17 protein-coding genes are annotated in these 21,419 nt (G+C 66.9%); 5 read left to right on the top strand and 12 right to left on the bottom strand.

From position 1 onward, the window contains the following. Positions 1 to 14: 14 nt before the first annotated feature. A complete protein-coding gene (locus tag C7455_RS10410) occupies positions 15 to 2,414 on the bottom strand; it encodes a glycogen/starch/alpha-glucan phosphorylase (protein WP_109667943.1) in 2,400 nt (799 codons plus the stop codon). Between the two features lie 158 nt (positions 2,415 to 2,572). Here C7455_RS10410 and C7455_RS10405 point away from each other — a divergent pair, with 158 nt between their 5' ends. Beyond that, positions 2,573 to 4,474 (top strand): amylosucrase, encoded by a 1,902-nt coding sequence (locus tag C7455_RS10405; protein WP_245904290.1) that lies wholly within the window; start codon positions 2,573 to 2,575, stop codon positions 4,472 to 4,474. A 7-nt stretch (positions 4,475 to 4,481) separates the two neighbouring features. On the opposite strand, the gene C7455_RS10400 is transcribed toward C7455_RS10405, so the two are convergent. From C7455_RS10400 to C7455_RS10390, 3 genes are all read right to left on the bottom strand, one after another. Then, a complete protein-coding gene (locus C7455_RS10400) occupies positions 4,482 to 5,333 on the bottom strand; it encodes a hypothetical protein (RefSeq protein ID WP_109667939.1) in 852 nt (283 codons plus the stop codon). 8 nt (positions 5,334 to 5,341) lie between these two features. Beyond that, the gene (locus C7455_RS10395; RefSeq protein ID WP_109667937.1) at positions 5,342 to 6,322 is read right to left on the bottom strand and encodes a 2-dehydropantoate 2-reductase; all 981 of its coding nucleotides are present in this window, start codon (positions 6,320 to 6,322) and stop codon (positions 5,342 to 5,344) included. Positions 6,323 to 6,414: 92 nt separating this feature from the next. Next, on the bottom strand, positions 6,415 to 7,947 hold the full coding sequence (locus tag C7455_RS10390; RefSeq protein WP_109667935.1) for an acyl--CoA ligase: 1,533 nt from the start codon (positions 7,945 to 7,947) through the stop codon (positions 6,415 to 6,417). A gap of 182 nt (positions 7,948 to 8,129) precedes the next feature. Here C7455_RS10390 and cuyA point away from each other — a divergent pair, with 182 nt between their 5' ends. Together cuyA and cuyB are read left to right on the top strand one after the other, a co-directional pair. Beyond that, positions 8,130 to 9,131: a D-cysteate sulfo-lyase gene (gene cuyA, locus C7455_RS10385; RefSeq protein ID WP_109667933.1), complete on the top strand. Its 1,002-nt coding sequence runs from the start codon at positions 8,130 to 8,132 to the stop codon at positions 9,129 to 9,131. Continuing rightward, the gene (gene cuyB / locus C7455_RS10380; RefSeq protein ID WP_109667932.1) at positions 9,128 to 9,823 is read left to right on the top strand and encodes a cysteate racemase; all 696 of its coding nucleotides are present in this window, start codon (positions 9,128 to 9,130) and stop codon (positions 9,821 to 9,823) included. Before cuyA ends, cuyB begins: the two co-directional genes overlap by 4 nt. Here cuyB and C7455_RS10375 read toward each other — a convergent pair. Then, complete coding sequence (locus C7455_RS10375) at positions 9,815 to 10,729, bottom strand: hydrogen peroxide-inducible genes activator (RefSeq protein ID WP_109667930.1); 915 nt, start codon at positions 10,727 to 10,729, stop codon at positions 9,815 to 9,817. The genes cuyB and C7455_RS10375 overlap by 9 nt on opposite strands. A gap of 154 nt (positions 10,730 to 10,883) precedes the next feature. Between C7455_RS10375 and katG the strand changes: the two genes are divergently transcribed. Further along, positions 10,884 to 13,043, top strand: coding sequence for a catalase/peroxidase HPI (katG, locus tag C7455_RS10370; RefSeq protein WP_109668188.1), 2,160 nt, complete (start codon positions 10,884 to 10,886; stop codon positions 13,041 to 13,043). Between the two features lie 158 nt (positions 13,044 to 13,201). Here the strand turns inward: katG and C7455_RS10365 are convergent, their stop codons facing one another. Continuing rightward, on the bottom strand, positions 13,202 to 14,218 hold the full coding sequence (locus C7455_RS10365) for a Gfo/Idh/MocA family protein (RefSeq protein ID WP_211315476.1): 1,017 nt from the start codon (positions 14,216 to 14,218) through the stop codon (positions 13,202 to 13,204). Between the two features lie 104 nt (positions 14,219 to 14,322). Here C7455_RS10365 and C7455_RS10360 point away from each other — a divergent pair, with 104 nt between their 5' ends. Then, entirely contained in the window at positions 14,323 to 15,345 is a 1,023-nt protein-coding gene (locus C7455_RS10360) for an SIS domain-containing protein (protein WP_109667928.1), read from the top strand. 121 nt (positions 15,346 to 15,466) lie between these two features. Here the strand turns inward: C7455_RS10360 and C7455_RS19915 are convergent, their stop codons facing one another. The 6 genes from C7455_RS19915 to C7455_RS10335 all read right to left on the bottom strand — a co-directional run bounded on the left by C7455_RS19915 (position 15,467) and on the right by C7455_RS10335 (position 21,384). Then, positions 15,467 to 15,673, bottom strand: a complete 207-nt coding sequence (locus tag C7455_RS19915; RefSeq protein ID WP_146199983.1) for a hypothetical protein — start codon at positions 15,671 to 15,673, stop codon at positions 15,467 to 15,469. A gap of 77 nt (positions 15,674 to 15,750) precedes the next feature. Then, complete coding sequence (locus C7455_RS10355; RefSeq protein WP_109667926.1) at positions 15,751 to 16,875, bottom strand: Gfo/Idh/MocA family protein; 1,125 nt, start codon at positions 16,873 to 16,875, stop codon at positions 15,751 to 15,753. After that, positions 16,872 to 17,942 (bottom strand): Gfo/Idh/MocA family protein, encoded by a 1,071-nt coding sequence (locus C7455_RS10350; protein WP_109667924.1) that lies wholly within the window; start codon positions 17,940 to 17,942, stop codon positions 16,872 to 16,874. The genes C7455_RS10355 and C7455_RS10350 overlap by 4 nt, the downstream gene beginning before the upstream one ends. Before the next feature lie 12 nt (positions 17,943 to 17,954). Then, positions 17,955 to 18,968 (bottom strand): ABC transporter permease, encoded by a 1,014-nt coding sequence (locus C7455_RS10345; protein WP_109667922.1) that lies wholly within the window; start codon positions 18,966 to 18,968, stop codon positions 17,955 to 17,957. Next, positions 18,965 to 19,906, bottom strand: coding sequence for an ABC transporter permease (locus C7455_RS10340; protein WP_109667920.1), 942 nt, complete (start codon positions 19,904 to 19,906; stop codon positions 18,965 to 18,967). Before C7455_RS10340 ends, C7455_RS10345 begins: the two co-directional genes overlap by 4 nt. Beyond that, a complete protein-coding gene (locus tag C7455_RS10335; RefSeq protein ID WP_109667918.1) occupies positions 19,903 to 21,384 on the bottom strand; it encodes a sugar ABC transporter ATP-binding protein in 1,482 nt (493 codons plus the stop codon). Before C7455_RS10335 ends, C7455_RS10340 begins: the two co-directional genes overlap by 4 nt. Positions 21,385 to 21,419 lie beyond the last annotated feature (35 nt).

The following is a 21,419-nucleotide window of genomic DNA, read 5'->3' as shown; positions in this document are numbered from 1 at the left end:
ACGGCCATCAGAGGTCAAGCGCCGGGCCGGAGCGAGGTCGCCCCCCAGATATCCGCCATATAGCCCCGGATCGTGCGATCCGACGAAAACCACCCCGACCGCGCCGTGTTCAGCGCCGCCATCCGCGTCCAGTGCGCGCCATCGCGGTAGGCGGCATCGACCGCGCGCTGGGCGCGCCAGTAATCGGTGAAGTCGGAACAGACGAGGAAGTAATCCGGTCCCCGCAGGTTGCCGGTGATGTCATGGTAGCGGTTCGGGTCGTCGCTGGAAAACGCGCCCTGATGGATCGCCTCGAGCGCCGCCGCCAGCCTCGGATCAGCCGCGATGGCCTGGCCCGCGTGATCGGGGACGGCGCGGCGGGCCACCACCTCGGGCGCGGTCATGCCGAAGAGAAAGAAGTTCTCCGCCCCCACATGGTCGCGGATCTCCACGTTCGCCCCGTCCAGCGTGCCGACCGTGAGCGCGCCGTTCAGCGCGAATTTCATGTTGCCGGTGCCCGACGCCTCTTTGCCAGCCGTTGAAACCTGCTCGGACAGGTCGGAGGCGGGGATCAGCCGCTCGGCCAGCGTGACGTTGTAGTTGGGCAAGAACACGACCTTCAGGAACGGGCTGGTTACCGGGTCCGCGTTCAGCACACGCGCTACGTCATTGATCAGGTGTATGATCTTCTTTGCAAAGACATAGCCCGGCGCCGCCTTGCCGCCGAAGATCTTGACCCGCGGCGTCCAGCCCGCGTTCGGATTGGCGCGGATCGCCTGCCACAGAGCCACGGCCTCGAGGATGTTGAGGTGCTGGCGCTTGTATTCATGGATGCGTTTGATCTGCACATCGAACATCGCGTCCGGGTCCAGGCTGACGCCATGCGTCGCCGAGACCCAGTTGGACAGATCGACCTTGTTTGCGCGCTTGGCCCCGGCGATGGCGTCTTGCAGACCCGCATCATCCAGATGCGGCTCCAGCCCGGACAGCTGTTCCAGATCGCCCACCCAGCCCTCGCCGATGGCGCCCGTTATGATGCCCGACAGCCGTGGGTTGCACGCATGCAGCCAGCGCCGCGGCGTCACGCCATTGGTCTGGTTCACGATCCTCTCGGGATGCAGCGCGTGCAGGTCGGCGAAGACCGTCTGCTTTACCAATTCGGTGTGCAGCGCCGAAACCCCGTTGACCCGGTTGGCCATCACGAAGCTCAGCGTGCCCATGTTCACCTCGCCATCCGCCACGATCGGCGTGGGGCGGGCGGGGAAATGCGCGGCGTGATCGGCGTCGATCCGGTCGATCAACATCATGTGGCGCGGCAGCAAGTGCCGCATCAGGTCGACCGGCCATTTCTCCAGCGCCTCGGGCAGAAGCGTGTGGTTGGTGTAGTTCAGCGTGCGCCGCGCCAGATCGACCGCCTCGTCGAAGGGCAACCCGCGCTCGTCATGCAAGAGCCGCACCAGCTCCGGCCCGGCAATCGCGGGGTGCGTGTCGTTGAGTTGGATCGCCACCTTGTCGGGCAGGGCGCGGATATCGCCATGTTCACTGTCAAAGCGGCGCAAGATGTCGTGAAGGCTGGCGGCGGTGAAGAAATATTCCTGCTTCAGCCGCAGTTCCTTGCCCGCGGGCGTGGTGTCGTCGGGATAAAGCACCCGGCTGATCGAGCGGGCCAGCATCTCGGCCGCGGCCGCACCGACATAGTCGCCATGGTTGAAGCGTTTCAGGTCGAGCGGGTCGCCCGCCCGCGCCCCCCAAAGCCGCAACGTGTTGGTCCAGCGCGCCTGCCAGCCGACGACGGGCGTGTCATGGGCCTCGGCCAGCACGGCCTCGGCGGGGGTCCAGACGGCGCGGTCGTCTTGGTCGGCGACATGGCCGCCGAACCCCACGCGATACATCGCCTCTGGGCGCTCGAATTCCCAGGCATGGCGTTGTTGCAACCAGGTCTCGGGCTGTTCGATCTGCCGCCCGTCCTCGAAGCTCTGGCGGAACAACCCGTGCTCATAGCGGATGCCGTAGCCCATGGCGGGGCAGGCGAGCGTGGACAGCGATTCAAGGAAACAGGCCGCAAGCCGCCCAAGCCCGCCGTTGCCCAGCGCCGCGTCGGGCTCATCATGCAAGACCGCGTCGAAAGACAGGCCCAAGCCCTCGACCGCCGCCTTCGCCTCGGCGTCGAACCGCAGATTGACCAGCGCATCGCCCAGCAATCGCCCGATCAGGAATTCCATCGACAGGTAATAGACGCGCTTGGCCCCGGCCTCATAGGCTGTCCGGGTCGAGACAAACCAGCTGTCCACGATCTTGTCGCGAACGGCATAAGACAGCGCCATCCGCCAGTCATGCAAGGTCGCATGTGCGGTATCCTTGCCGATGGTGTAGGTCAGATGGCGCAGGATCGCATCCTGCAGGCCCGTCGCAGGGCGGGCGTCCTGATAGGTCATGGTCCTGCCTCGACGGCACTTGGCGTTAGCGCTAACTACGCCAGTGAAGGAAAATTTGAAAGCGCTTTGGAGATTTTTTACACCCTCTGTGTCCGACGCGGCGCGACCTGCGTCAAGGCCCTTGCATCGCGCGTGCGGGCGCGATTTTGCTGGCCGCCATGACAATGACCCGCGAATCCGTTTCCGCCTCCGTCAGCGATGCCGACCTGTTCGAGCTGCGCCACCAGCGCAGCCACGACGACCTTTGGCCAATGCTGGCGCGTCTTTATGGCGCGCATCCCGAATACGCCCGGTTCCGCGCCGGTCTTGATGACGCAATGCGCCGCGCCTGGGCGGACCGACCGACAACGCTGAAAAAGCTGGACATAAGGCGCGATCTGGAACCCGACTGGTTCCAGCGCCCCGGCATGGTCGGCTATGTCTTCTACATCGATCGCTTCGCAGGCGACCTGACGGGGGTGCGGGCAAAGCTCGACTATCTTGCCGATCTGGGCGTGACCTACATACACTTCATGCCCTGCCTCAAGCCGCGCGACGGCGACAATGACGGCGGCTATTCGGTGGCCGATTACCGCGCGATCAACCCCGCGCTTGGCAGCATGGCGGATTTCGAGGAGACTGTCGCCGCCGCCCGCGCCCGAGGCATGAGCGTGTGCATCGACATGGTCCTGAACCACACCGCCAAGGAACATGCCTGGGCGCAGGCGGCGCGCAAGGGCGATCTTGACTACCTCGAATACTACCTGACCTTTTCCGACGTGACGCTGCCTCAGGACTTCGAGAAAACCGCGCACGAGGTGTTTCCAGCCCATTCGCCTGGCAATTTCACCTATTACGACGACATGGGCCGTTGGGTCTGGACCTCGTTCAACGAACACCAGTGGGATCTGAACTGGGCCAATCCGCAGGTCTTTCTCGAAATGGCCGAGGTGATGCTGTTCCTCGCCAATCGCGGTGTCGAGGTGCTGCGCCTCGATGCGGTGGCGTTCCTATGGAAACGCATGGGCACGCGCTGCCAGTCCGAGCCTGAATGCCACATGATCTTGCAGGCGCTGCGCGCCGTCACCCGGATCGTCGCGCCTGCGCTGATCCATCTGGAGGAAGCCATCGTCGGCCCGGCCGAAATGCTGCCCTATCTGGGCCGCGGCGAGCATGACGGCAAGGAGGGCAATCTCGCCTACCACAATTCCCTGATGGTGCAGGTCTGGTCGGCCTTGGCTGCGCGCGACACGCGGATGATGACCCATGTGATGGGCACCCATTTCCCGCCTGTCCTCAACAACGCGACCTATGCCAATTACCTGCGCTGCCACGATGACATCGGCTGGGCGGTGACGGATGAAGATGCAAGCGCGGTGGGCCTGTCAGGGCCGCTCCACCGCGCCTTCCTGTCGGATTTCTACGAGGGCGTCTTTCCCGGCAGCTTTTCCAAGGGCGAGTTGTTCCAGCATGATCCCGAGACCGGCGACAAGCGCATCAGCGGCACCTGCGCCTCGCTGGCCGGCGTCGAACGCGCGCTGGAGGCGGGCGATCCGGTCGCGCTCGACCGCGCCATCGACCGGGTGCTGATGGGTCATGCGCTGATCGCAAGCTTTGGCGGTATCCCCTTGATCTACATGGGCGACGAATTGGGGATGCTGAACGACTACAGCTACACGACCAACCCTGCGCACGCCCATGACAGCCGCTGGCTGCATCGCCCTGTGATGGATTGGGACCGCGCGGCGCAGGCGCTGTCCGAGCCTGCGTCTGTCCCCGGACGCCTGCATGCGGGCCTGCGCCACATCACGGCGCGCCGCGCCGCCACGCCCGAGATCCACGCCCGAAACGCGACCGAGATCCTCGACACCGGCAACCGCAGCCTCTTCGCCTTCGCGCGGCGCGCGCCGACAGGGCCTCTGCTGTGCATCTTCAACTTTTCCGAGGACTGGAAGGTGCTGCCCCGCGACTGGGTGGAGGGGCAGGGTGCTGGCCTGTTCGACCTGCTCTCCGGCGCGCCGGTGGGCGACGGCAACGGCAAGGTGCCGCTGCCGCCCTATGCGCGGGTCTGGCTGCGGTAGCGCGACATCACGCCAGCGGTGGTGCTGATGGCGCACGGCTGGTCACGATGTCGCCCACCTGCGGCAGCCCCGTCGGGGTGCCATCAGCGCGGCGGTTGACCTTGACGCGCACCGCGCAGGATCGGGCCTCGGGTGCCGAGCACCAGCCGATCAGGTGCCGCTCCGCACCGGCGGGGGCCGCAAACGGCATGTTGTGTCGCACCCCGTCCTTGCGGCCCTTGTCGATCACGACCATGACCGGTGCCGTCGTGTCCGGGTCATCGGCACCGGGTGGATCAAACACCTGCATGATGCGCCCAACGATCGGGTCCCGCAGAACAAGACCCCGGATCGATTTCGGCAAATCCGCCAATGGCGGGGCCTGCCGCCCGACATGGCGGTAGTCCGGCACGGCCTTCAGGTCGCGGTAGCGTGAAAAATAGCGCTCGCTTTCGCCCAGAGTGCTGTTCCAGCCGATGCTCACTGCCAGATCGTGCATCGAGCGCTTGCGCAACAGCAAGCTGTCGCACCCTGTCCCGACAAGATAGAGCGCCGCATCCCATCGCACTGCCGGTGGCGCGTTTTCTAGGTCAAGGTCAAGCCGCCGGTCGCCATCCCCGAACCGAACGATCCGCGCGGCCCCTTCGTGCCTGCTCTGGCGCCTGGCCTCGGGCAGCCCGTTGCGGTCTGTGCGCCACAAGAACAGCGTGAATCGGCCCTCGCCGTCCAGATGCAGCACCCTGTGCGTCCCGACATAGGTCGAAAAATAGAGGCCCCGTTCAGCGCAGGGATCAACCGGTTCCGACTGGGCCAGCCCGAGGGCGGGCCAGTCCTCGGGCCAGAAGGCTGCGATGGGCTTTCCGGCAAGTGCTGTCGACATCAGCCCCCTCAGGCGCCGTAAAGCCCCGCTACCCGCGCCCTGAGCGTCACCAGCCCCAGCACTGTGTCGATGGTCGGCGTCGCCGTTCCCGTCACCCGGCCCAATTCCTGCACCGAGCCCAACAGCGCGTCGATTTCCATCGGGCGCCCGGCATCCAGATCCTGCAGCATCGAGGTGCGATGCGCCCCGACGGCGGCCCCGCCATCGATGCGGCGGTCAACGTCGATGGGGAATTTCACGCCCAGCGCCTCGGCGATCTCCTGCGCCTCGAGCATCATGTTGCGCGCGACGGCCCGCGTGCCCGGATCGGTGCAGAGCACGTCGAGCGTGGCATGGGTCAGCGCCGAGATCGGATTGAACGACAGGTTGCCCCAGAGCTTCACCCAGATCTCGTCGCGCAGGCGCGGGCGGACGGGGGCCTTGAGCCCCGCCTTGCCAAGTGCCTCGGACAGCCGGACCGCGCGGTCGGATTTTGACCCGTCAGGCTCGCCCAAGGAGAAACGGTTGCCCTCGATATGCTTGACCACGCCCGGACTGGTCACTTCGGCGGCCGGATAGACCACGCAGCCCAGAACCCGGTCGGGGCCAAAGCCGTTCCATTGCGCGTCGCCCGGATCGACCGAGGCCAGCCGCGTCCCCTCCAAGGGTCCGCCGACCTTGTGGAAATACCACCACGGCACGCCGTTCACGCCCGAGACAATGGTGGTCTCCGGCCCGATCAGGGGTGCCATCTTGCCCACTACGGGGGGCACGGAATGCGCCTTGAGAGTGACGATGACGTAATCCTGAGGCCCGAGCGCTGCCGGATCATCCGAGGCGTTGACGGCAAAGGTCCGCGTCTCGCCCTCCTCGATCAGGGTCAGGCCCTTGTCCTTCATCGCGGCCAGATGCGGGCCGCGTGCCACCAGACTGACTTCGGCCCCCGCCTCGGCCAGTTTCGCGCCCATGTAGCCACCGATGGCGCCCGCGCCGAAAATGCAGATCTTCATACCTTGTCCCTCCGACCGCGAACGGCCCCTTATTCATCTTTCCGGAAATATGCCGGGGGGTGTGGGGGGCCGAGCCCCCCACCTCCGACGCGTCACGCTTGCTCGACCAGCCCCAGCTTTTCGGCCAACCCGATGCGCTGCAGCTTGCCGGTCGCGCCCTTGGGGATCTCGGACAGTATCACCACCTTGCGCGGCACCTTGAAGGCGGCGAGCCGTTCGCCCGCGAAGTCGCGGATCTGTGCCTCGGTCGCCTCTGCGCCTTCCTTGAGCACCACCGCTGCGCCGACCTCTTCGCCCAGCTTGGGGTGGGGGATGGCAAAGGTCACGACCTGCGCCACCGCCGGATGCGCCGACAAGACGCCATCCACCTCCAGCGGCGAAACCTTCTCGCCGCCCCGGTTGATGATTTCCTTGAGCCGCCCCGTCAGCGACAGATAGCCCTCGTCGTCGAACTGGCCCTGATCGCCCGTGCGGAACCAGCGGCGGCCATCCGCCTCGAAGAAATTCTTGGCGTTGGCCTCGGGATTGCCCTCGTAGCCGGGTGTGACATTGGGGCCGGAGATGACGATCTCGCCCACGCCCTCGACCAGCCGGTTCTCGATCTCGTGCGCGATGCGCACCAGCGGTCCTGCCTCCACGCCAACCGATCCGGGCTTTTGCGCGCGCGGCGGCAGCGGGTTCGAGGCCATCTGATGCGCGGCCTCGGTCATGCCATAGCCTTCGATGACCGGTGCGCCGAAGGTGGCGGCCAGTTGCTCCATCACCGGCCCCGGCAGCGAGGCGGACGACGAGCGGAGGAAGCGCAAGGGCACGTTCTTGATCGTTTCTGCGTTGCGCGAGGCGCGGGCGAGGATCGTCTGGTGCATGGTCGGCACGGCAGTGTACCAGCTCGGCCGCGCCTCTTCCATCCAGCCGAAGAACTTCATCGCGTCGAAACCCGGCGCGCACCAGACCGATCCACCCGCCGCCAGCGATGACGACACGGCCGCGATCAGCCCGTGGATGTGGAACAAGGGCATCACGTTCAGGCAGCGGTCGGCGGGCGTCAGCGCCAGCGACGCACCGATGTGGCGGGCCGAGGCCGCGACGTTGGATTGCAAGAGCGGCACGATCTTGGGCCGCGAGGTGGTGCCCGAGGTGTGCAAGATGAGCGCGACATCCTCCGCGCCGGGCGCTGCGGTATCGGCGGTTCCGGCGTTGCCTTCAGCGGTCAGGGCAAAGCTGCCGGCCGGGGTCTGCGCCTCGACGGACAGGCGGATGATGGCAAGGCCAAGCCGCGTGGCCGCCGCATGGGCCGGGCCGCTCTCACCTTCGGCCAGGATGATCGCCTTGGCCTTGAGATCCTCGAGGTAGAAGACAAACTCGTCTTCCTTGTAGGCGGGGTTGAGCGGGCAGGTGGTCGCCACGCCCGCGACGGTGACGAAGGCCACGGCCATTTCCGGCCCGTTGGGCAGCACGATGGCGACGCGGTCCCCGCGTCCGACACCGGCACCGTGCAGTGCTGCGGCCACGCGCGCGGCCTGGTCTGCCAGACCACCATAGCTGAGCCAGTCGCGTCCCGGCGCGCCGATCGCGGGCGCGGATGTGTCCTGTGCGCCGATCAGCGCGGCCAAAGTATCGGTCATGGTGTCCCCTCCGGTTTCGTATCCACGTCTCCCGCGCGGACACGGTGCATATAGTCCCGCGCTGCGCAAGAGCGAGGGCAAGACCCGTCTCGTCGCGCGTCTGCCCCGGGCCGAGGCTGATTGTCAATTGCCGACAAAAAAGGCATGACTACCCGCGACAACCACCGTCCGGAGCCAAGCCCATGCATCTCGCCCGTTTTCCCCGTGTCCATCTTGCCCATCTGCCGACGCCGCTGGAGCGGATGGACCGCCTGTCCGAGGCGCTGGGCGGACCCGAGATCTGGATCAAGCGCGATGATTGCACCGGCATGTCGACGGGCGGCAACAAGACCCGCAAGCTCGAATTCCTGATGGCCGAGGCCATCGCGCAGGGTGCCGACATGGTGATGACGCAAGGGGCGACGCAATCGAACCATGCGCGCCAGACCGCCGCCTTTGCCGCCAAGCTCGGCATGGGTTGCCACATTCTTCTGGAAGATCGCACCGGCTATCAGGACCCCGATTATACCCAGAACGGCAACGTGCTGCTCGACCACCTGCATGGCGCCACGACCGAGGTGCATCCGGGCGGCACCGACATGCCCGCCGCGATGGAACGCGCGGCGGAAGCCGAGCGCGCCAAGGGGCGGGCGGTCTATGTCATCCCCGGCGGTGGCTCGAACCCTACAGGGGCACTGGGCTATGTGAATTGCGCGCTGGAACTGCTGGGGCAGGCCAATGACCGCGGGCTGGTGATCGACCGGCTGGTGCATGCGACAGGGTCGTCGGGCACGCAGGCGGGGTTGGTGGCGGGCATGTGCGCGCTGAACGCCGGCATCCCCGTGCTGGGCTTCGGCACCCGCGCGCCCAAGGAACGGCAAGAACAGATGGTCTATGATCTGGCCTGCAAGACCGCCGAGAAACTGGGCTGCCCCGGCGTGGTCAAGCGCGAGGACGTTGTGGCAGACACCAATTACGTCGGCGCGGGCTACGGCTTGCCGCGCGAGGATACGCTGGAGGCGATCCGCCTTTTTGCGGAACTCGAAGGCATTTTGCTCGACCCGGTCTATTCCGGGAAAGGTGCCGCGGGCCTGATCGACTGGTGCCGCAAGGGGCACTTCAAGGCAGGCGAGCGGATTGTGTTCCTGCACACAGGCGGTGCGGTCGGCCTTTTCGCCTACAAGGGCGCGCTGGCGCGCGGATGATGCGCACGGTCGGCATCCTTGGCGGCATGGGGCCGGAGGCCACGGTCCTGCTGATGCAGAAGGTCATCGCCGCCGTGCCCGCGCGGGACGATGCCGACCACATCCCGCTGATCGTGGATCAAAACAGCCAGGTGCCATCCCGCATCGCACGCCTGATCGAGGGAACGGGGCCGGACCCCGCGCCGGTGCTGGTCGCCATGGCCCGGCGGCTGGAGGCGGCGGGGGCGCAGGCGCTGGCCATGCCCTGCAACACCGCGCACCACTATGCGGATGATGTCAGGACGGCGGTCGCCATCCCGTTTCTCGACATGGTCGCGGCCTCGGCGCGGCTGGCGCGCGAGGTTGCGGGGGAGGGAGCGAGTGTCGGTCTTCTGGCCTCGCCCGCCGTGGCGAAGGTCGGGCTGTTCGACCGGGCGCTGGCCGCACAGGGCTTGCAGGTGGTCCACCCCGAGGATGGCGCGGCCCTGCTGGTGGCGATCCGGTCGATCAAGGCGCGGGGGCCTGACGCCGCGTCGCGGGCCGTGTTGCGGGCGGCTTCCGCGGCGCTGCTGGCCAAGGGGGCGAGCCTGCAGCTGATCGCCTGCACCGAGTTCTCGCTGATCGCCGAGGCACTTGCCCCGGATGTCCGGGGCATCGACACGTTGGACGTTCTGGTGGCCGAGATCGTCGGGTTTTCCCGCACCTCAGCCTGACATGGCCGCGTCATACATCGCTTCGGCCGATTGACGCACCACCTCGGCCACCTCGCGCAGGTCGGTCGCCAAGGGGCTGGTGCGGCGCCAGATCATGCCGACCGTCCGCGCGGGCCGGTCGGCGGCAAAGCGCTGGATCGCCACCGGCGCGCCGCGCGTTTCGACCGCCACCGCCATCTCGGGGATCAACGTGACGCCGATGCCCGCGCCGACCATCTGGACCAGCGTCGACAGCGACGAGCCGTCGAACCCCGCCCGCCGCGCGCCGCCGCGCAAGCCGCAGACCTCCAGCGCCTGATCGCGGAAGCAATGCCCTTCCTCCAGCAGCAGCAACTGCATGTCGGGCAGGGCAGCGGGCGAGGGGACGGGGCGGCTGGCATGGGCCGCGGGGCGGACCAGCACGAAACTTTCGGAAAACAGCGCCACCTCGTCGAGCGAGGGCTCGGACACGGGCAGCGCCACCAGCGCGGTATCGAGCCGCCCCTCGATCAGCTCTGCGATCAGGCGGTCGGTCTGGGTCTCGCGCACCTGAAGATCGACGCCGGGGTAGCGTGTTGCAAGGTCGCGGATCAGGCGCGGCAGAAGATAGGGCGCGATCGTGGGGATCACGCCGAGCCGCAGACGCCCGCCCGGACCGTCACGGCGCGCACGCGCCACCTCGGCCAGTTCATCGACGGCGCGCAGGATGTCGCGGGCACGGGCCGCGAATTCCTCGCCCAGTCCGGTCAGGCGCACCTGCCGCGCGCCGCGCTCGAACAGACGCGCGCCCAAGCCTTCCTCCAACTCCTTGATCTGCATCGACAAGGCGGGTTGGGTGACGGCGCAGGCCTCGGCGGCCTGTCCGAAATGGCCGTGGCGGGCAAGGGCCTCGACATAGCGCAATTGCTTGAGGGTGATGTTCGTCATAAGTTATGATTATCACAAAGATCAGAAAATACAACTTATCCTGATCCATAAACTTTGCTAGAACCATTCCAGACAGGGTGGGGATTCGGCCCTCGGCCACCTCCGCACGAAACGCACCCCTATCAGTTGCAGCTTGCACGGGAGACAGAGCATGATGGACGGCGACGACAAGAGCATGGGCAAATGCCCGGTGATGCATGGCGCGATCACCACGACAGAAACCGATGTGATGGATTGGTGGCCCAAGGCGCTGAACCTCGACATCTTGCACCAGCACGACAGCAAGGTGACCCCGCTCAAGGGCTTCGACTACCGTGAAGCACTGAAAGGTCTGGACGTCGAGGCGCTCAAGGCCGACGTCAAGGCGCTGATGACCGAGAGCCAGGATTGGTGGCCGGCGGATTGGGGCCATTACGGCGGCCTGATGATCCGGCTGGCATGGCATTCTGCGGGCTCCTACCGTCTGCAAGACGGGCGTGGCGGCGGCGGTGCCGGCAACATCCGTTTCGCGCCGCTCAACAGCTGGCCCGACAACGGCAACCTCGACAAGGCGCGCCGCATCTTGTGGCCGGTCAAGAAGAAATACGGCAACAGGGTATCCTGGGCCGACCTGATCTTGCTCGCGGGCAACATGGCCTACGAGTCAATGGGCCTGAAGACCTTCGGCTTTTCGTTTGGCCGCGAAGACATCTGGCACCCCGAGAAAGACACCTATTGGGGCGCGGAAAAGGAATGGCTGGCGCCGTCCGACACCCGGTATGCCGATGTCGGCAAGCCCGACACGATGGAAAACCCGCTGGCCGCCGTGCAGATGGGCCTGATCTACGTGAACCCCGAGGGCGTGAACGGTCAGCCCGACCCGCTGGCGACCGCCGGTCAGGTGCGCGAGACCTTCGCCCGCATGGCGATGAACGACGAGGAAACCGCGGCGCTGACCGCTGGTGGCCACACCGTCGGCAAGGCGCATGGCAATGGCGATGCAGCGACGCTGGGGGCCGAGCCCGAGGCGTCCGACATCGAGAACCAAGGCCTGGGCTGGATGAACCCCAACCTCGGCGGCAAGGCCACCAATGCCATCACCTCCGGCATCGAGGGCGCGTGGACGACCCATCCGACCAAGTGGGACATGGGCTATTTCAAGCTGCTGTTCGGCTATGAGTGGGAACTGGTGAAATCCCCGGCAGGCGCGTGGCAGTGGCAGCCCGTCGACATCGCGGAAGAGGACATGCCGGTCGATGCGACCGACCCGACCAAGCGCGTGATGCCGATGATGACCGACGCCGACATGGCGATGAAGATGGACCCGGCCTATCGGGCGATCTGCGAGAAGTTCATGGCCGATCCGGCCTATTTCGACGATTGCTTTGCCCGCGCGTGGTTCAAGCTGACCCACCGCGACCTCGGGCCCCGGACCCGCTACATCGGGCCGGACGCGCCGCAAGAAGACCTGATCTGGCAAGACCCGATCCCGGCGGGCCAGACCGGCTACGACGTGGCCGCCGTCAAGGCCAAGATCGCGGCTTCGGGTCTGTCCTTGGCCGACATGGTTGCCACCGCATGGGACAGCGCGCGGACCTTCCGCCAGTCCGACCTGCGGGGCGGGGCCAATGGCGCGCGCATCCGTCTGGCGCCGCAAAAGGACTGGGCGGGCAACGAGCCCGAGCGTCTGGCCCGCGTTCTGTCGGTGCTGGAACCCATCGCGGCCGCAACCGGCGCCTCGGTCGCTGACGTGATCGTGCTGGCGGGCAATGTCGGCGTGGAACAGGCGGCCAAGGCCGCGGGCTTCGACGTCACCGTGCCGTTCAAGGCGGGTCGTGGCGATGCGACGGCCGAGATGACGGATGCCGAAAGCTTCTCGGTTCTCGAACCGCTGGCCGATGGCTACCGCAACTGGATGAAGGCCGATTACGTCGTCGCCGCCGAGGAGCTGATGCTCGATCGCACGCAGCTTCTGGGCCTCACGGGGCCGGAAATGACCGTGCTGATGGGCGGCATGCGGGCGATGGGCGCCAATTACGGCGGGTCCAAGCACGGTGTCTTCACCGACCGCGAGGGCGCGCTGACCACCGACTTCTTCGTCAACCTGACGGATATGTCCTACAAGTGGGTGCCCAAGGCCTCGAACCTCTACGAGATCGTCGACCGCAAGACCGGCGAGACCAAGTGGACGGCAACGCGTGTGGACCTCGTGTTCGGCTCGAACTCGATCCTGCGCGCCTATGCCGAGGTCTACGCCCAGGACGACGCGGCCGAAAAGTTCGTGCAGGACTTCGTCGCCGCATGGGCCAAGGTCATGCACAACGACATGTTCTGACGCGCATCCGAACAGACGCCCGTGGCCTTGGCCGCGGGCGAGGAAACGCGGAAGGGAGCGGCCCGGGAGAAACTCCGGGCCGTTTTCGTTTGGAGGGCAGGGGGATTGCCCGGCAGGTTTGCCCACCCTGCATGGCGGACGACACAGCCGATGGATCGTCAGAGGTCGATGACCCGCCCGGTCCTGATGCTCTCATCGGCCGCAAGACAGATGGCGAGCGAGCGCACCGCATCCGCCATGTGCCGGGTCAGGTCGAGATTCTCGGCAATTGCCCGAAGGACAAACGTCTGTTCCGCATCGCAAAGCGCCTGATGCCCCGGCTCGTCGGGCAGGTCGATCATCTGATCGCCTTCGGGCAGGTGCACCAGAAGGCCACCGACCTTCGTATGCCCGTCGATATCCGCACTCGCCCCCTTGTCCGCGTCGGTGATCGACACCGAGCCGCGGGGCGTCACGATGTCCTTCACGAAGAACGCCGTCTCCGACATCATCGGGCCCCAGCCTGCCTCGTACCAGCCGACGGAGCCATCGGCGAAGACGACCTGAAGCTGGCCGTAGTTGTACATCTCCGGCGCGATCTCGTCGGACAGGCGCAGGCCGATCCCCTGCACCCGCAGGGGCGGCGCGTCGGTTACCTGGCACATGACATCGACGTAATGCACGCCGCAATCGACAAGCGGCGAGGTCTCGCGCATCAGCGCCTTGTGGGTCGCCCACTGTTCGCCGGTCGATTGCTGGTTGAGGTTCATGCGAAAGACGTAAGGCCCGCCAAGCGCCCGCGCCTCGGCGATCAGGCGGATCCAGCTGGGGTGGTGGCGCAAGATGTAGCCGACCACGAGCTTGCGGTTCAGACGGCGCGCGGTATCGACCACGGCCTGCGCATCGGCCACGGTGGTGGCCAGCGGTTTCTCGACGAAGATATGGGCGCCCGCCTCCATCGCTGCGATAGTGAGCGGGGCGTGGCTGTCGGAATAGGTGGCGATGACGACGAGGTCGGGGCGGGTCTGCATGCCCTCCTCGAATGTGCGGAAGAAGGGGTAGGGGGCCAGCGCCTCGGGCAAGGGGCGGGGCGAGCGGTTGACGAGGCCGACGATCCGGCTGTGCGGGTTCATGTGATGGGCCAACGCATGGCTGACCCCCATGTTGCCCAGTCCCACGATCAAGACGCGCATCATCCATCCCCCTTTGATTTGCGCCACGATGACGGGGGTGGGCGCGGGGTGCAAGCGGTGGACATTCCGACGCCGCGCGGGCAGGTTCCGCGCGAAGGAGACCGCCCATGACCGATACGCTGATGGCCCAGGAAATCGCCGAGATCCCGCAGGCCGCCGCCCGCCTGCTGGAGCGGGGCGCAGGCCCCATTGCAGCCACGGCACAAGCGGTGCGCGCCGCCGATCCGAGGTTTGTCATGACGGTGGCGCGGGGCTCCTCGGATCATGCCTGCACCTATCTCAAATATGCCTCGGAACTTCTGCTGGGGCTGCCTGTCGCTTCGGTCGGGCCGTCGGTGGCGTCGATCTACGGGGCGCGGCTGAGGGTGGCGGGGGCGCTGTGCCTGTCGGTGTCGCAATCGGGCCAAAGCCCGGACATCATGGAGATGACCCGCTCGGCGCGCGCAGGCGGCGCGCTGACGGTCGCGCTCACCAATGATGCGGGATCAAGGCTGGCAGGGACGGCAGAGCGCGTGATCGACATCTGTGCCGGGCCGGAGCTGTCGGTGGCGGCGACCAAGACCTTCGTGACCTCGGCGCTCGCGGGCCTGTGGCTGATGGCGGAGGTCAAGGGGGATGCGGCGCTGCTGGCCGCGATCCGGGCGCTGCCCGAGGCGCTGGACCGGGCGCGGCATGTCGACTGGTCGCCGGTGTCCGAGGCGCTCAGGGCAGGGTCGATCTACACGTTGGGGCGGGGACCGTCCTGGGCGATGTCGAACGAGGCGGCGCTGAAGTTCAAGGAAGTCTGCCAGGTGCATGCCGAGAGCTATTCCTCGGCCGAGGTGCTGCACGGGCCGGTGTCGATCGTGGAGCGCGGGTTCCCGGTGCTGGCCTTCGCTGCCGCCGACGCGGCCGAGGGGGCGCTGGCAGAGGTGGCCGATGCTCTGGCGGGCAAGGGCGCGGCGGTTTTCGCCACCACGTCGCGGGTGACATCGGCCCGGGCGCTGCCGGTTGTGCGCACGGGGCATCCGCTGTGCGACCCGCTGGCGCTGATCGTCAGTTTCTACGCGATGATCGAAGGACTGGCGGTGGCGCGCGGGCTGAACCCGGATGTGCCGCGGCACCTGAAAAAGGTGACGGAGACGACCTGAGGCCTGGGGCGATCCTGTCCGAGGGTGTGCGGGTTGGGCCGTGGGATGCCTCCGGCGGCCATACTTGGAGGATGAAGATGGCCATGTTGCGCGACATCCTCCCCGGCTATCCCTTTGGGCTTCACCGGGGAGGATGTGCATCTCCATCCACGGTCATCGGCATGGCTGCCTGTACCGTGGGCTCACCATGGAACGTTAACCTTAATGATCGGTGAACGGCGGCAGCATCTTCATCCCGAAAAATATGGCCGCCGGAGGCATCCGAGCCCGCCATCCGCGCAGGTCCGAAATGAATGCGCATCGGCCACCACAGGCGCGCGAAACGCATGTTTCGCGCCCGGGCGACGGCGGAGCCGGCGCAAGACCAAAGCGTCGACGGCGGAGCCGGCGCAAACCCCGCGTCGCTCAGCTTTCCAGCCGCCTTGCCGCGCCGACCGCGACCTCCTGCCCCGTGATGCGGGATCTGACGGCGGCAAAGGCCATGGCAAGCGAGTGAAGGTTGCCGCGTGCGCTGTTGGACGGCGCGCGGCCTTCCTCGATCGCGCAGAGCAACTCGCCCATCGTGCCGCGGAAACCGTCGTTGAACCATTGGCCTTCGAGTTGGGGCCGGCCGATCCCTTGGGCCGTGGTGAGTGTCACCGTCTGCGCGCCAAGGTCCGGGCCGTCCGACAAAAGGCTGCCCGAGGTGCCGCCGATGAAGCTCGTGTCGCGGGGCCCGTGAGCCGCACCGCCGTCGAAGACGAGGCTCGCCTGCCCGCCCTCGAGCCGCACCATTGCCTGGGCCAGCAGCGGCACCTTGTTGGCCTGACCACGAGCCGGGGCCGAAGTGGCGAAGACGCTTTGCGCCCGGTCGCCGGTGACAGAGGCGATGAAGTCGAACCAGTGGACGCCGAAATCGTAGAGGATCAGGTCCTCGATCGCATCGAAAGGCGTGCCTGCGGTCCAGCCGTGGTTCCAGTGGATGCGGACATGGGCGGATATCACGTCGCCGATCAGCCCCGCCGAGACCGCCGCGCGCATCCAGGCCTTGTGGGGGGCCCAACGACCGTTTTGGTTGACGGCGAGGTGGAGGCCCCGATCCTCGGCCAGTTTGACGAGGTCGAGCCCCACGTCGAGGTCGGTGACGAAGGGTTTCTGGCTCAGCACATGCTTGCCCGCGTGGAGGGCAGCGCGGATGATCGGGGCGCGGTGTTCGGGGTGCAGCGTCACGTCGATCACGTCGATTTCGCTGTCGGCGAGCATGTCGTGCCAGTCATCCTCGATCCGGGCGGCGGGGCAAAACTCTGCCGCCTTTGCCTCGGCCTTGGGCCGGGTGCGGTTCCACAGGGCCGCCACCTCCCACCCGGCGGTGCGGTAGGCGTCGAGGTGGCTGGCGGAGATGCCGCCTGTGCCGATCATCCCGATACGGGGGCGGTAGCTGCGCGGCATCGGCGGGCGGTAGGGGAGGTCGGGGGCGGTGATCTCGGGCAGGGTGGCGGATTTCAGGGCATAGGTGTCGGTGTTGCCCGCGTCCTTGGTGACGTCGCTCATGGGATCAGCTCCAGCGTGCGCCTCTTTGCGGCAGACAGGGCGGCGGTGTCGACGATGCGCTGGGCGGTGAGGCAGAGCGCGGGGGCGAGCGGGCCGGTGACAGGTTCCCCTCGTGCGAGACAGCCCAGCACGTAATCGATGGCGTTGCCTTCGCCCACGGGCAGGGCATCAACCGCGATCTCGTGCCGTTCAGGCCGCGCGCGGGTCTGGACCGTGACCGCGCGCGCATAATCGGGCGAGGCGATGGTGCCGCCCGTGCCGACAAAGGTGAAGCCGCAGGTGGGTTGGGGCTGGTGCGTCCAGGGGTCGGTAAAGGTGCCCCAGCGGGTTTCCAATTTGCTCAGGCCCCGGGCGTAGCGGCAGATTGCGATGGCGTGCTGGTCGACCTCGATGCCGGGGGCCTCGTCCACGACGCAAGTGACCTCCAGCGGCGCTTCTCCGTTCATGAACCAGGTGCCGAGCGTGGCGCCATAGCCCATGTAATCGAGGAGCGAGCCGCCGCCAGAGGCGCGTTTGTACCACCAGCTGTCGGGCTTCTGGCGCTCGACCTCCTCCGGGCTGACCTCGACCTTGTCGGCGAGATGATACAGAGGCCCGCGATTGCCGTCGTAGAAATGGACCTCACGCAATTCGCCGATCATCCCCTCGTCGATCAGGCGCTTTGCGGTGACATGGCTTTCGACCCAGCGGAGCGGCCAGTTGATCGCCATCTGTTTGCCGGTGCCGTCCATCGCCTTGATCATGCGGCGGGCATCCCCGACGCTGGCGGCGAAGGGTTTTTCCACAAAGACATGGACCCCGTGGGGCGCGAGGCGTTCGACGTAATCGGCGTGGTCGGCGGTGGCGGCGCACAGGATCGCCATGTCATAGGGGCCGGCCGCCATGCAGGCGTCGAAATCGGTGAAGAAGCGGTCGGGGGGAAGGTCGAAGGGGGCGGCCACGGTGCGCATCTTGGCGAGGTCGGGGTCGAAAAGGCCCGCGATTTCGGCGTCGGGGTGGGCATGGACCAGCCGCAACAGATCGCCCATGTGCATGTGGTCAAAGCTGATGCCGACGATGCGCACCATGGAATGTCCTTTCTATTTCGTGCCGGTGATCCGGACGTAAAGCGCCGTGACGGCGAGGATGATGAGGCCGAACATGGCCGTGCGTGCGCCCTCGGGCATCTGCAACAACGTCAGCATCGTGTCGATCACGCGCAAGATCAGTGCGCCGATGATGGCGCCTGCGAAACTGCCGCGCCCGCCGAAGATCGAGGTGCCGCCGATGACGGCCGCGGCGACCGAGGGCAACAGGAGCGGGTTGGCGAGGTTGAGCGACGGCGTGCGGATCATGCCGAGATAGAGAAGCCCCGCCAGTGCCGCGATCAGGCCCGAAAGCGCATAAAGCGCCATGAGAACCTGCCAGGATTTCACGCCCGAGAGTTTCGCGGCTTTCTCGTTCGAGCCGAGCGCGAACAAGAGCCGACCGAAGCCGGTGGAGCGCATCAGCCAGATGATGAAGATCGCAAACGGCACAAACAGGAACAACCCGTTGGGCATGCCCCATGTGCGGCCCGTGCCCAGCCATTCGAGGAAGGGAGGGATGAGCGTGCCGGTGTTGATGGTGAAGCGCTGGTAGACCTGCAGGCAGCCGGTGGCGATCAGCCCGGTTCCCAGCGTCATGATCAGCGGATGCACCCGCACGATGCCCACGCCAAAGCCGTTGACCAGCCCCACGACAAAGCCCGTGGCCAGCGCGATCATCACCGCTTGCGGCACGCCCAGCGTGGACGACAGCGTGGCACAGACGAAGGCCGCGACGGTGGCGACGACGCCGACGGACAGGTCGATCCCCGCCGTCAGCATGGTCAGCACCTGACAGGCAGCCAGCATGGCGAGCGGGATGGCGAACTTGATCAGATTGCCCAGCCAGAAGCTCGAAATCAGCCCCTCGCGCCCCGCCCGGATCGGCATGACGATGCCGGGGCGCATGAATTCCAGCGCCACGACGAGCAGCAGCAAAAATGCGATCAGCGGAATGATCGGATTGTCGCGCAGAATGCGGCCGAGGCGGGCGAGCGGCGGAGTCGTGTCGGTGTCGGTCGGGCTCATCGGCGCGCTCCCCTCAGGGTCAGGGCGGTGCCGAGCATCACCACGCCCACCATGATGACTCCCTCCACGATGGTGGTGACATTGGGGTCGATCGCCATCAGGGTCAGGATGGTGCGGATGATGCGCAGGATGAACACGGCGATGATGGAGCCGAGAAGCCCCCCCTTGCCGCCGCCCAGCACCACGCCGCCCAGCACCACGGCGGCGACGGAGGCCATCAGATAGGGGCCGGGCACGGGTTCGCCAATGCCGGTGAGCGCCGCAAGACTGAGGCCGCCCATGGCGCAGAAGAGGCCGCAAATGCCGTAGGCGATGATCTTGGTACGGTCGACGGCCACGCCCGAGCGGAAAGCGGCCAGCGGGTCGGAGCCGGTGGCGTAGATCGCGAGACCGAGTTTCGAGCGGCGGATGGGAAGCCAGACGATTGCGATGGCGAGTGCCATGATGACCAGCGCCATCGGCAACCCGTCGATCAGGAATGGGCCACGGGTCGCGCCGCTGAGCCATGGCGCGACCGACCCGCCCGGCGAGGACAGGATCAGCAGCGCCATGCCCTCCCAGACGAATAGCATGGCGAGCGTCACCACGATGTCGGGCACGCGGGTCAACACGATGAGCGCGCCGTTGACGAGTCCCATGGCGAGCCCGACGGCCAGCACGATCATCAGGGCGGGGACGCCCGCCATGCGTTCCATCAGGACGGCGGCGGTGACGGCGCAGACGGCCATCATGGAGGCGACGGAGAGGTCGATGCCGCCGACGATGACGACGACGGCCATGGCGGCGGTGGCGAAGGCGAAGGGCAGGGCGGAGCGCGCGAGGCTTTCCAGCCCCGGCGCGCCGAAATTGGGCTGGATCAGCTTGGTCAGGGCCAGCAGCAGCGCGAGCAGCACCGCGAGGCCGATGACCCAGGCATGCTTGCGGATCAGCGCGGTCATGCGGCGCCCTTTGCCGCGGTGAGGCCATAGGCGGCGCGCATCAGCGTTGGCTCGTCCGCTCGCGCGGCGTCGATGATGTCTACCACGCGACCATTGAAGATGACGATGGCGCGGTCGCAGGCGAGCCTCACCTCGGCCAGTTCGGAGGTGTAGAAGAGGACGGCAGCGCCTTGTTCGGCCAACTCGCGCACCAACGGGTAGATCTGGCGCTTGGTGCGCACGTCGATGCCGCGGGTGGGGTCGAACAGGAGCAGGGTCTGCACACCGGTTGCCAGCCAGCGGCCGATGGTGACCTTTTGCTGGTTGCCCCCCGACAGGCGCTGCACCTCGCCCTGCGCGCGGGTGTCGATCTGCAACCGCGCGATGGCGTCATCGGTGCGGGCGCGTTCCATCTTGCGCTTGATCGGGCCCCAATTGCGGGGCCGGGCGGAGAAGGGGAGCGCGATGTTCTCGCGCACCGACCGCCCGGCCATCAGCGCATCGGCCCGGTTGCCCGGCACATATGTAAGGCCCGCGGCGATGGCCTCGGACGGGTGGGCAAAGCGGGCGGGCTGGCCGTCGATTTCGAGCGTGCCGGCGGTGGATTTGCGGAAGCCTGCGAGGACGTCGAACAGTTCGTCCTGGCCCTGACCCTCCAGCGCGACTACGCCCAGCACCTCGCCCGCGTGCAGGTCGAAGGACACATCGGCGAGCTTGGGCGCAGCGGCGAGGTTTCGGATGGCAAGGCGCGGGGTGCCGGTGCGGGCGCTGATAGCGGCGCCTTCGCGCGCGCCGAGGGCGATCTTTTCGCCCAGCATGAGTTCCACAGCGCGATCTTCCACACCCGGTTCGATCCGGAGGTCGCCCACGGTGCGTCCGTCGCGCAGCACGGTGGCGCGGTCGCAGAGCGCCGAAATCTCCGTAAAACGGTGCGAGACGTAGATGACGCCCATGCCCAGATCGGCGCGGGCACGCACCACGCGCAGGACGTTCTCGACAAGGTCGGTCGGCAGGGCGGCGGTCATTTCGTCCAGCAGCAGCACATCTGGGTCCGAGGCCAGCGCGCGGGCAAGGTCGAGGATGCGGAGCGTCGCAAGTGGCAGGTCTGCGATGAGATCGGTCAGACGCAGGCCGGTGATGCCGAGATCCGCCACCCACCCCACGAAAGCGGCGACGGGCGTGTCGCAAAGGCGCAGGTTGGCGGCGACGTCGAGGTCGGGGATCAACGAGGGTTCCTGATAGACCGGCACCAGCCCGGCGCGCCGTGCCTGGGCCGGGCTGCCCATGCGCGCGCTGCGGCCCGCGATGGTGATGATGCCGGTGTCGGGCCTGACCGCACCGGTCAGGATCTTGACGAAGGTGGATTTGCCCGCCCCGTTGGCCCCCATCAGCGCCACGATCTCACCTCGCGCGACGGTCAGCCGCGCGCCGGTCAGGGCCTTCACGGCGCCATAGCTTTTCGCAACGCCGCGCGCGTCCAGAAGGGGGGTATCGGTCATCTTGTCCGTGTCATGCTCTGACTAAAAGGTGCTCC

The organism is Roseicyclus mahoneyensis (assembly GCF_003148775.1).
Classification (GTDB): domain Bacteria; phylum Pseudomonadota; class Alphaproteobacteria; order Rhodobacterales; family Rhodobacteraceae; genus Roseicyclus; species Roseicyclus mahoneyensis.
This window is presented reverse-complemented; position numbering and strand designations above follow the sequence as displayed.

Bases quoted from the DNA above. Each gene is read 5' to 3' on its own strand.
- C7455_RS10410 (WP_109667943.1), bottom strand. From the start codon at position 2,414: ATGACCTATCAGGACGCCCGCCCTGCGACGGGCCTGCAGGATGCGATC.
- C7455_RS10405 (WP_245904290.1), top strand. From the start codon at position 2,573: ATGACAATGACCCGCGAATCCGTTTCCGCCTCCGTCAGCGATGCCGAC.
- C7455_RS10400 (WP_109667939.1), bottom strand. From the start codon at position 5,333: ATGTCGACAGCACTTGCCGGAAAGCCCATCGCAGCCTTCTGGCCCGAG.
- C7455_RS10395 (WP_109667937.1), bottom strand. From the start codon at position 6,322: ATGAAGATCTGCATTTTCGGCGCGGGCGCCATCGGTGGCTACATGGGC.
- C7455_RS10390 (WP_109667935.1), bottom strand. From the start codon at position 7,947: ATGACCGATACTTTGGCCGCGCTGATCGGCGCACAGGACACATCCGCG.
- cuyA (WP_109667933.1), top strand. From the start codon at position 8,130: ATGCATCTCGCCCGTTTTCCCCGTGTCCATCTTGCCCATCTGCCGACG.
- cuyB (WP_109667932.1), top strand. From the start codon at position 9,128: ATGATGCGCACGGTCGGCATCCTTGGCGGCATGGGGCCGGAGGCCACG.
- C7455_RS10375 (WP_109667930.1), bottom strand. From the start codon at position 10,729: ATGACGAACATCACCCTCAAGCAATTGCGCTATGTCGAGGCCCTTGCC.
- katG (WP_109668188.1), top strand. From the start codon at position 10,884: ATGGACGGCGACGACAAGAGCATGGGCAAATGCCCGGTGATGCATGGC.
- C7455_RS10365 (WP_211315476.1), bottom strand. From the start codon at position 14,218: ATGATGCGCGTCTTGATCGTGGGACTGGGCAACATGGGGGTCAGCCAT.
- C7455_RS10360 (WP_109667928.1), top strand. From the start codon at position 14,323: ATGACCGATACGCTGATGGCCCAGGAAATCGCCGAGATCCCGCAGGCC.
- C7455_RS19915 (WP_146199983.1), bottom strand. From the start codon at position 15,673: ATGCGTTTCGCGCGCCTGTGGTGGCCGATGCGCATTCATTTCGGACCT.
- C7455_RS10355 (WP_109667926.1), bottom strand. From the start codon at position 16,875: ATGAGCGACGTCACCAAGGACGCGGGCAACACCGACACCTATGCCCTG.
- C7455_RS10350 (WP_109667924.1), bottom strand. From the start codon at position 17,942: ATGGTGCGCATCGTCGGCATCAGCTTTGACCACATGCACATGGGCGAT.
- C7455_RS10345 (WP_109667922.1), bottom strand. From the start codon at position 18,968: ATGAGCCCGACCGACACCGACACGACTCCGCCGCTCGCCCGCCTCGGC.
- C7455_RS10340 (WP_109667920.1), bottom strand. From the start codon at position 19,906: ATGACCGCGCTGATCCGCAAGCATGCCTGGGTCATCGGCCTCGCGGTG.
- C7455_RS10335 (WP_109667918.1), bottom strand. From the start codon at position 21,384: ATGACCGATACCCCCCTTCTGGACGCGCGCGGCGTTGCGAAAAGCTAT.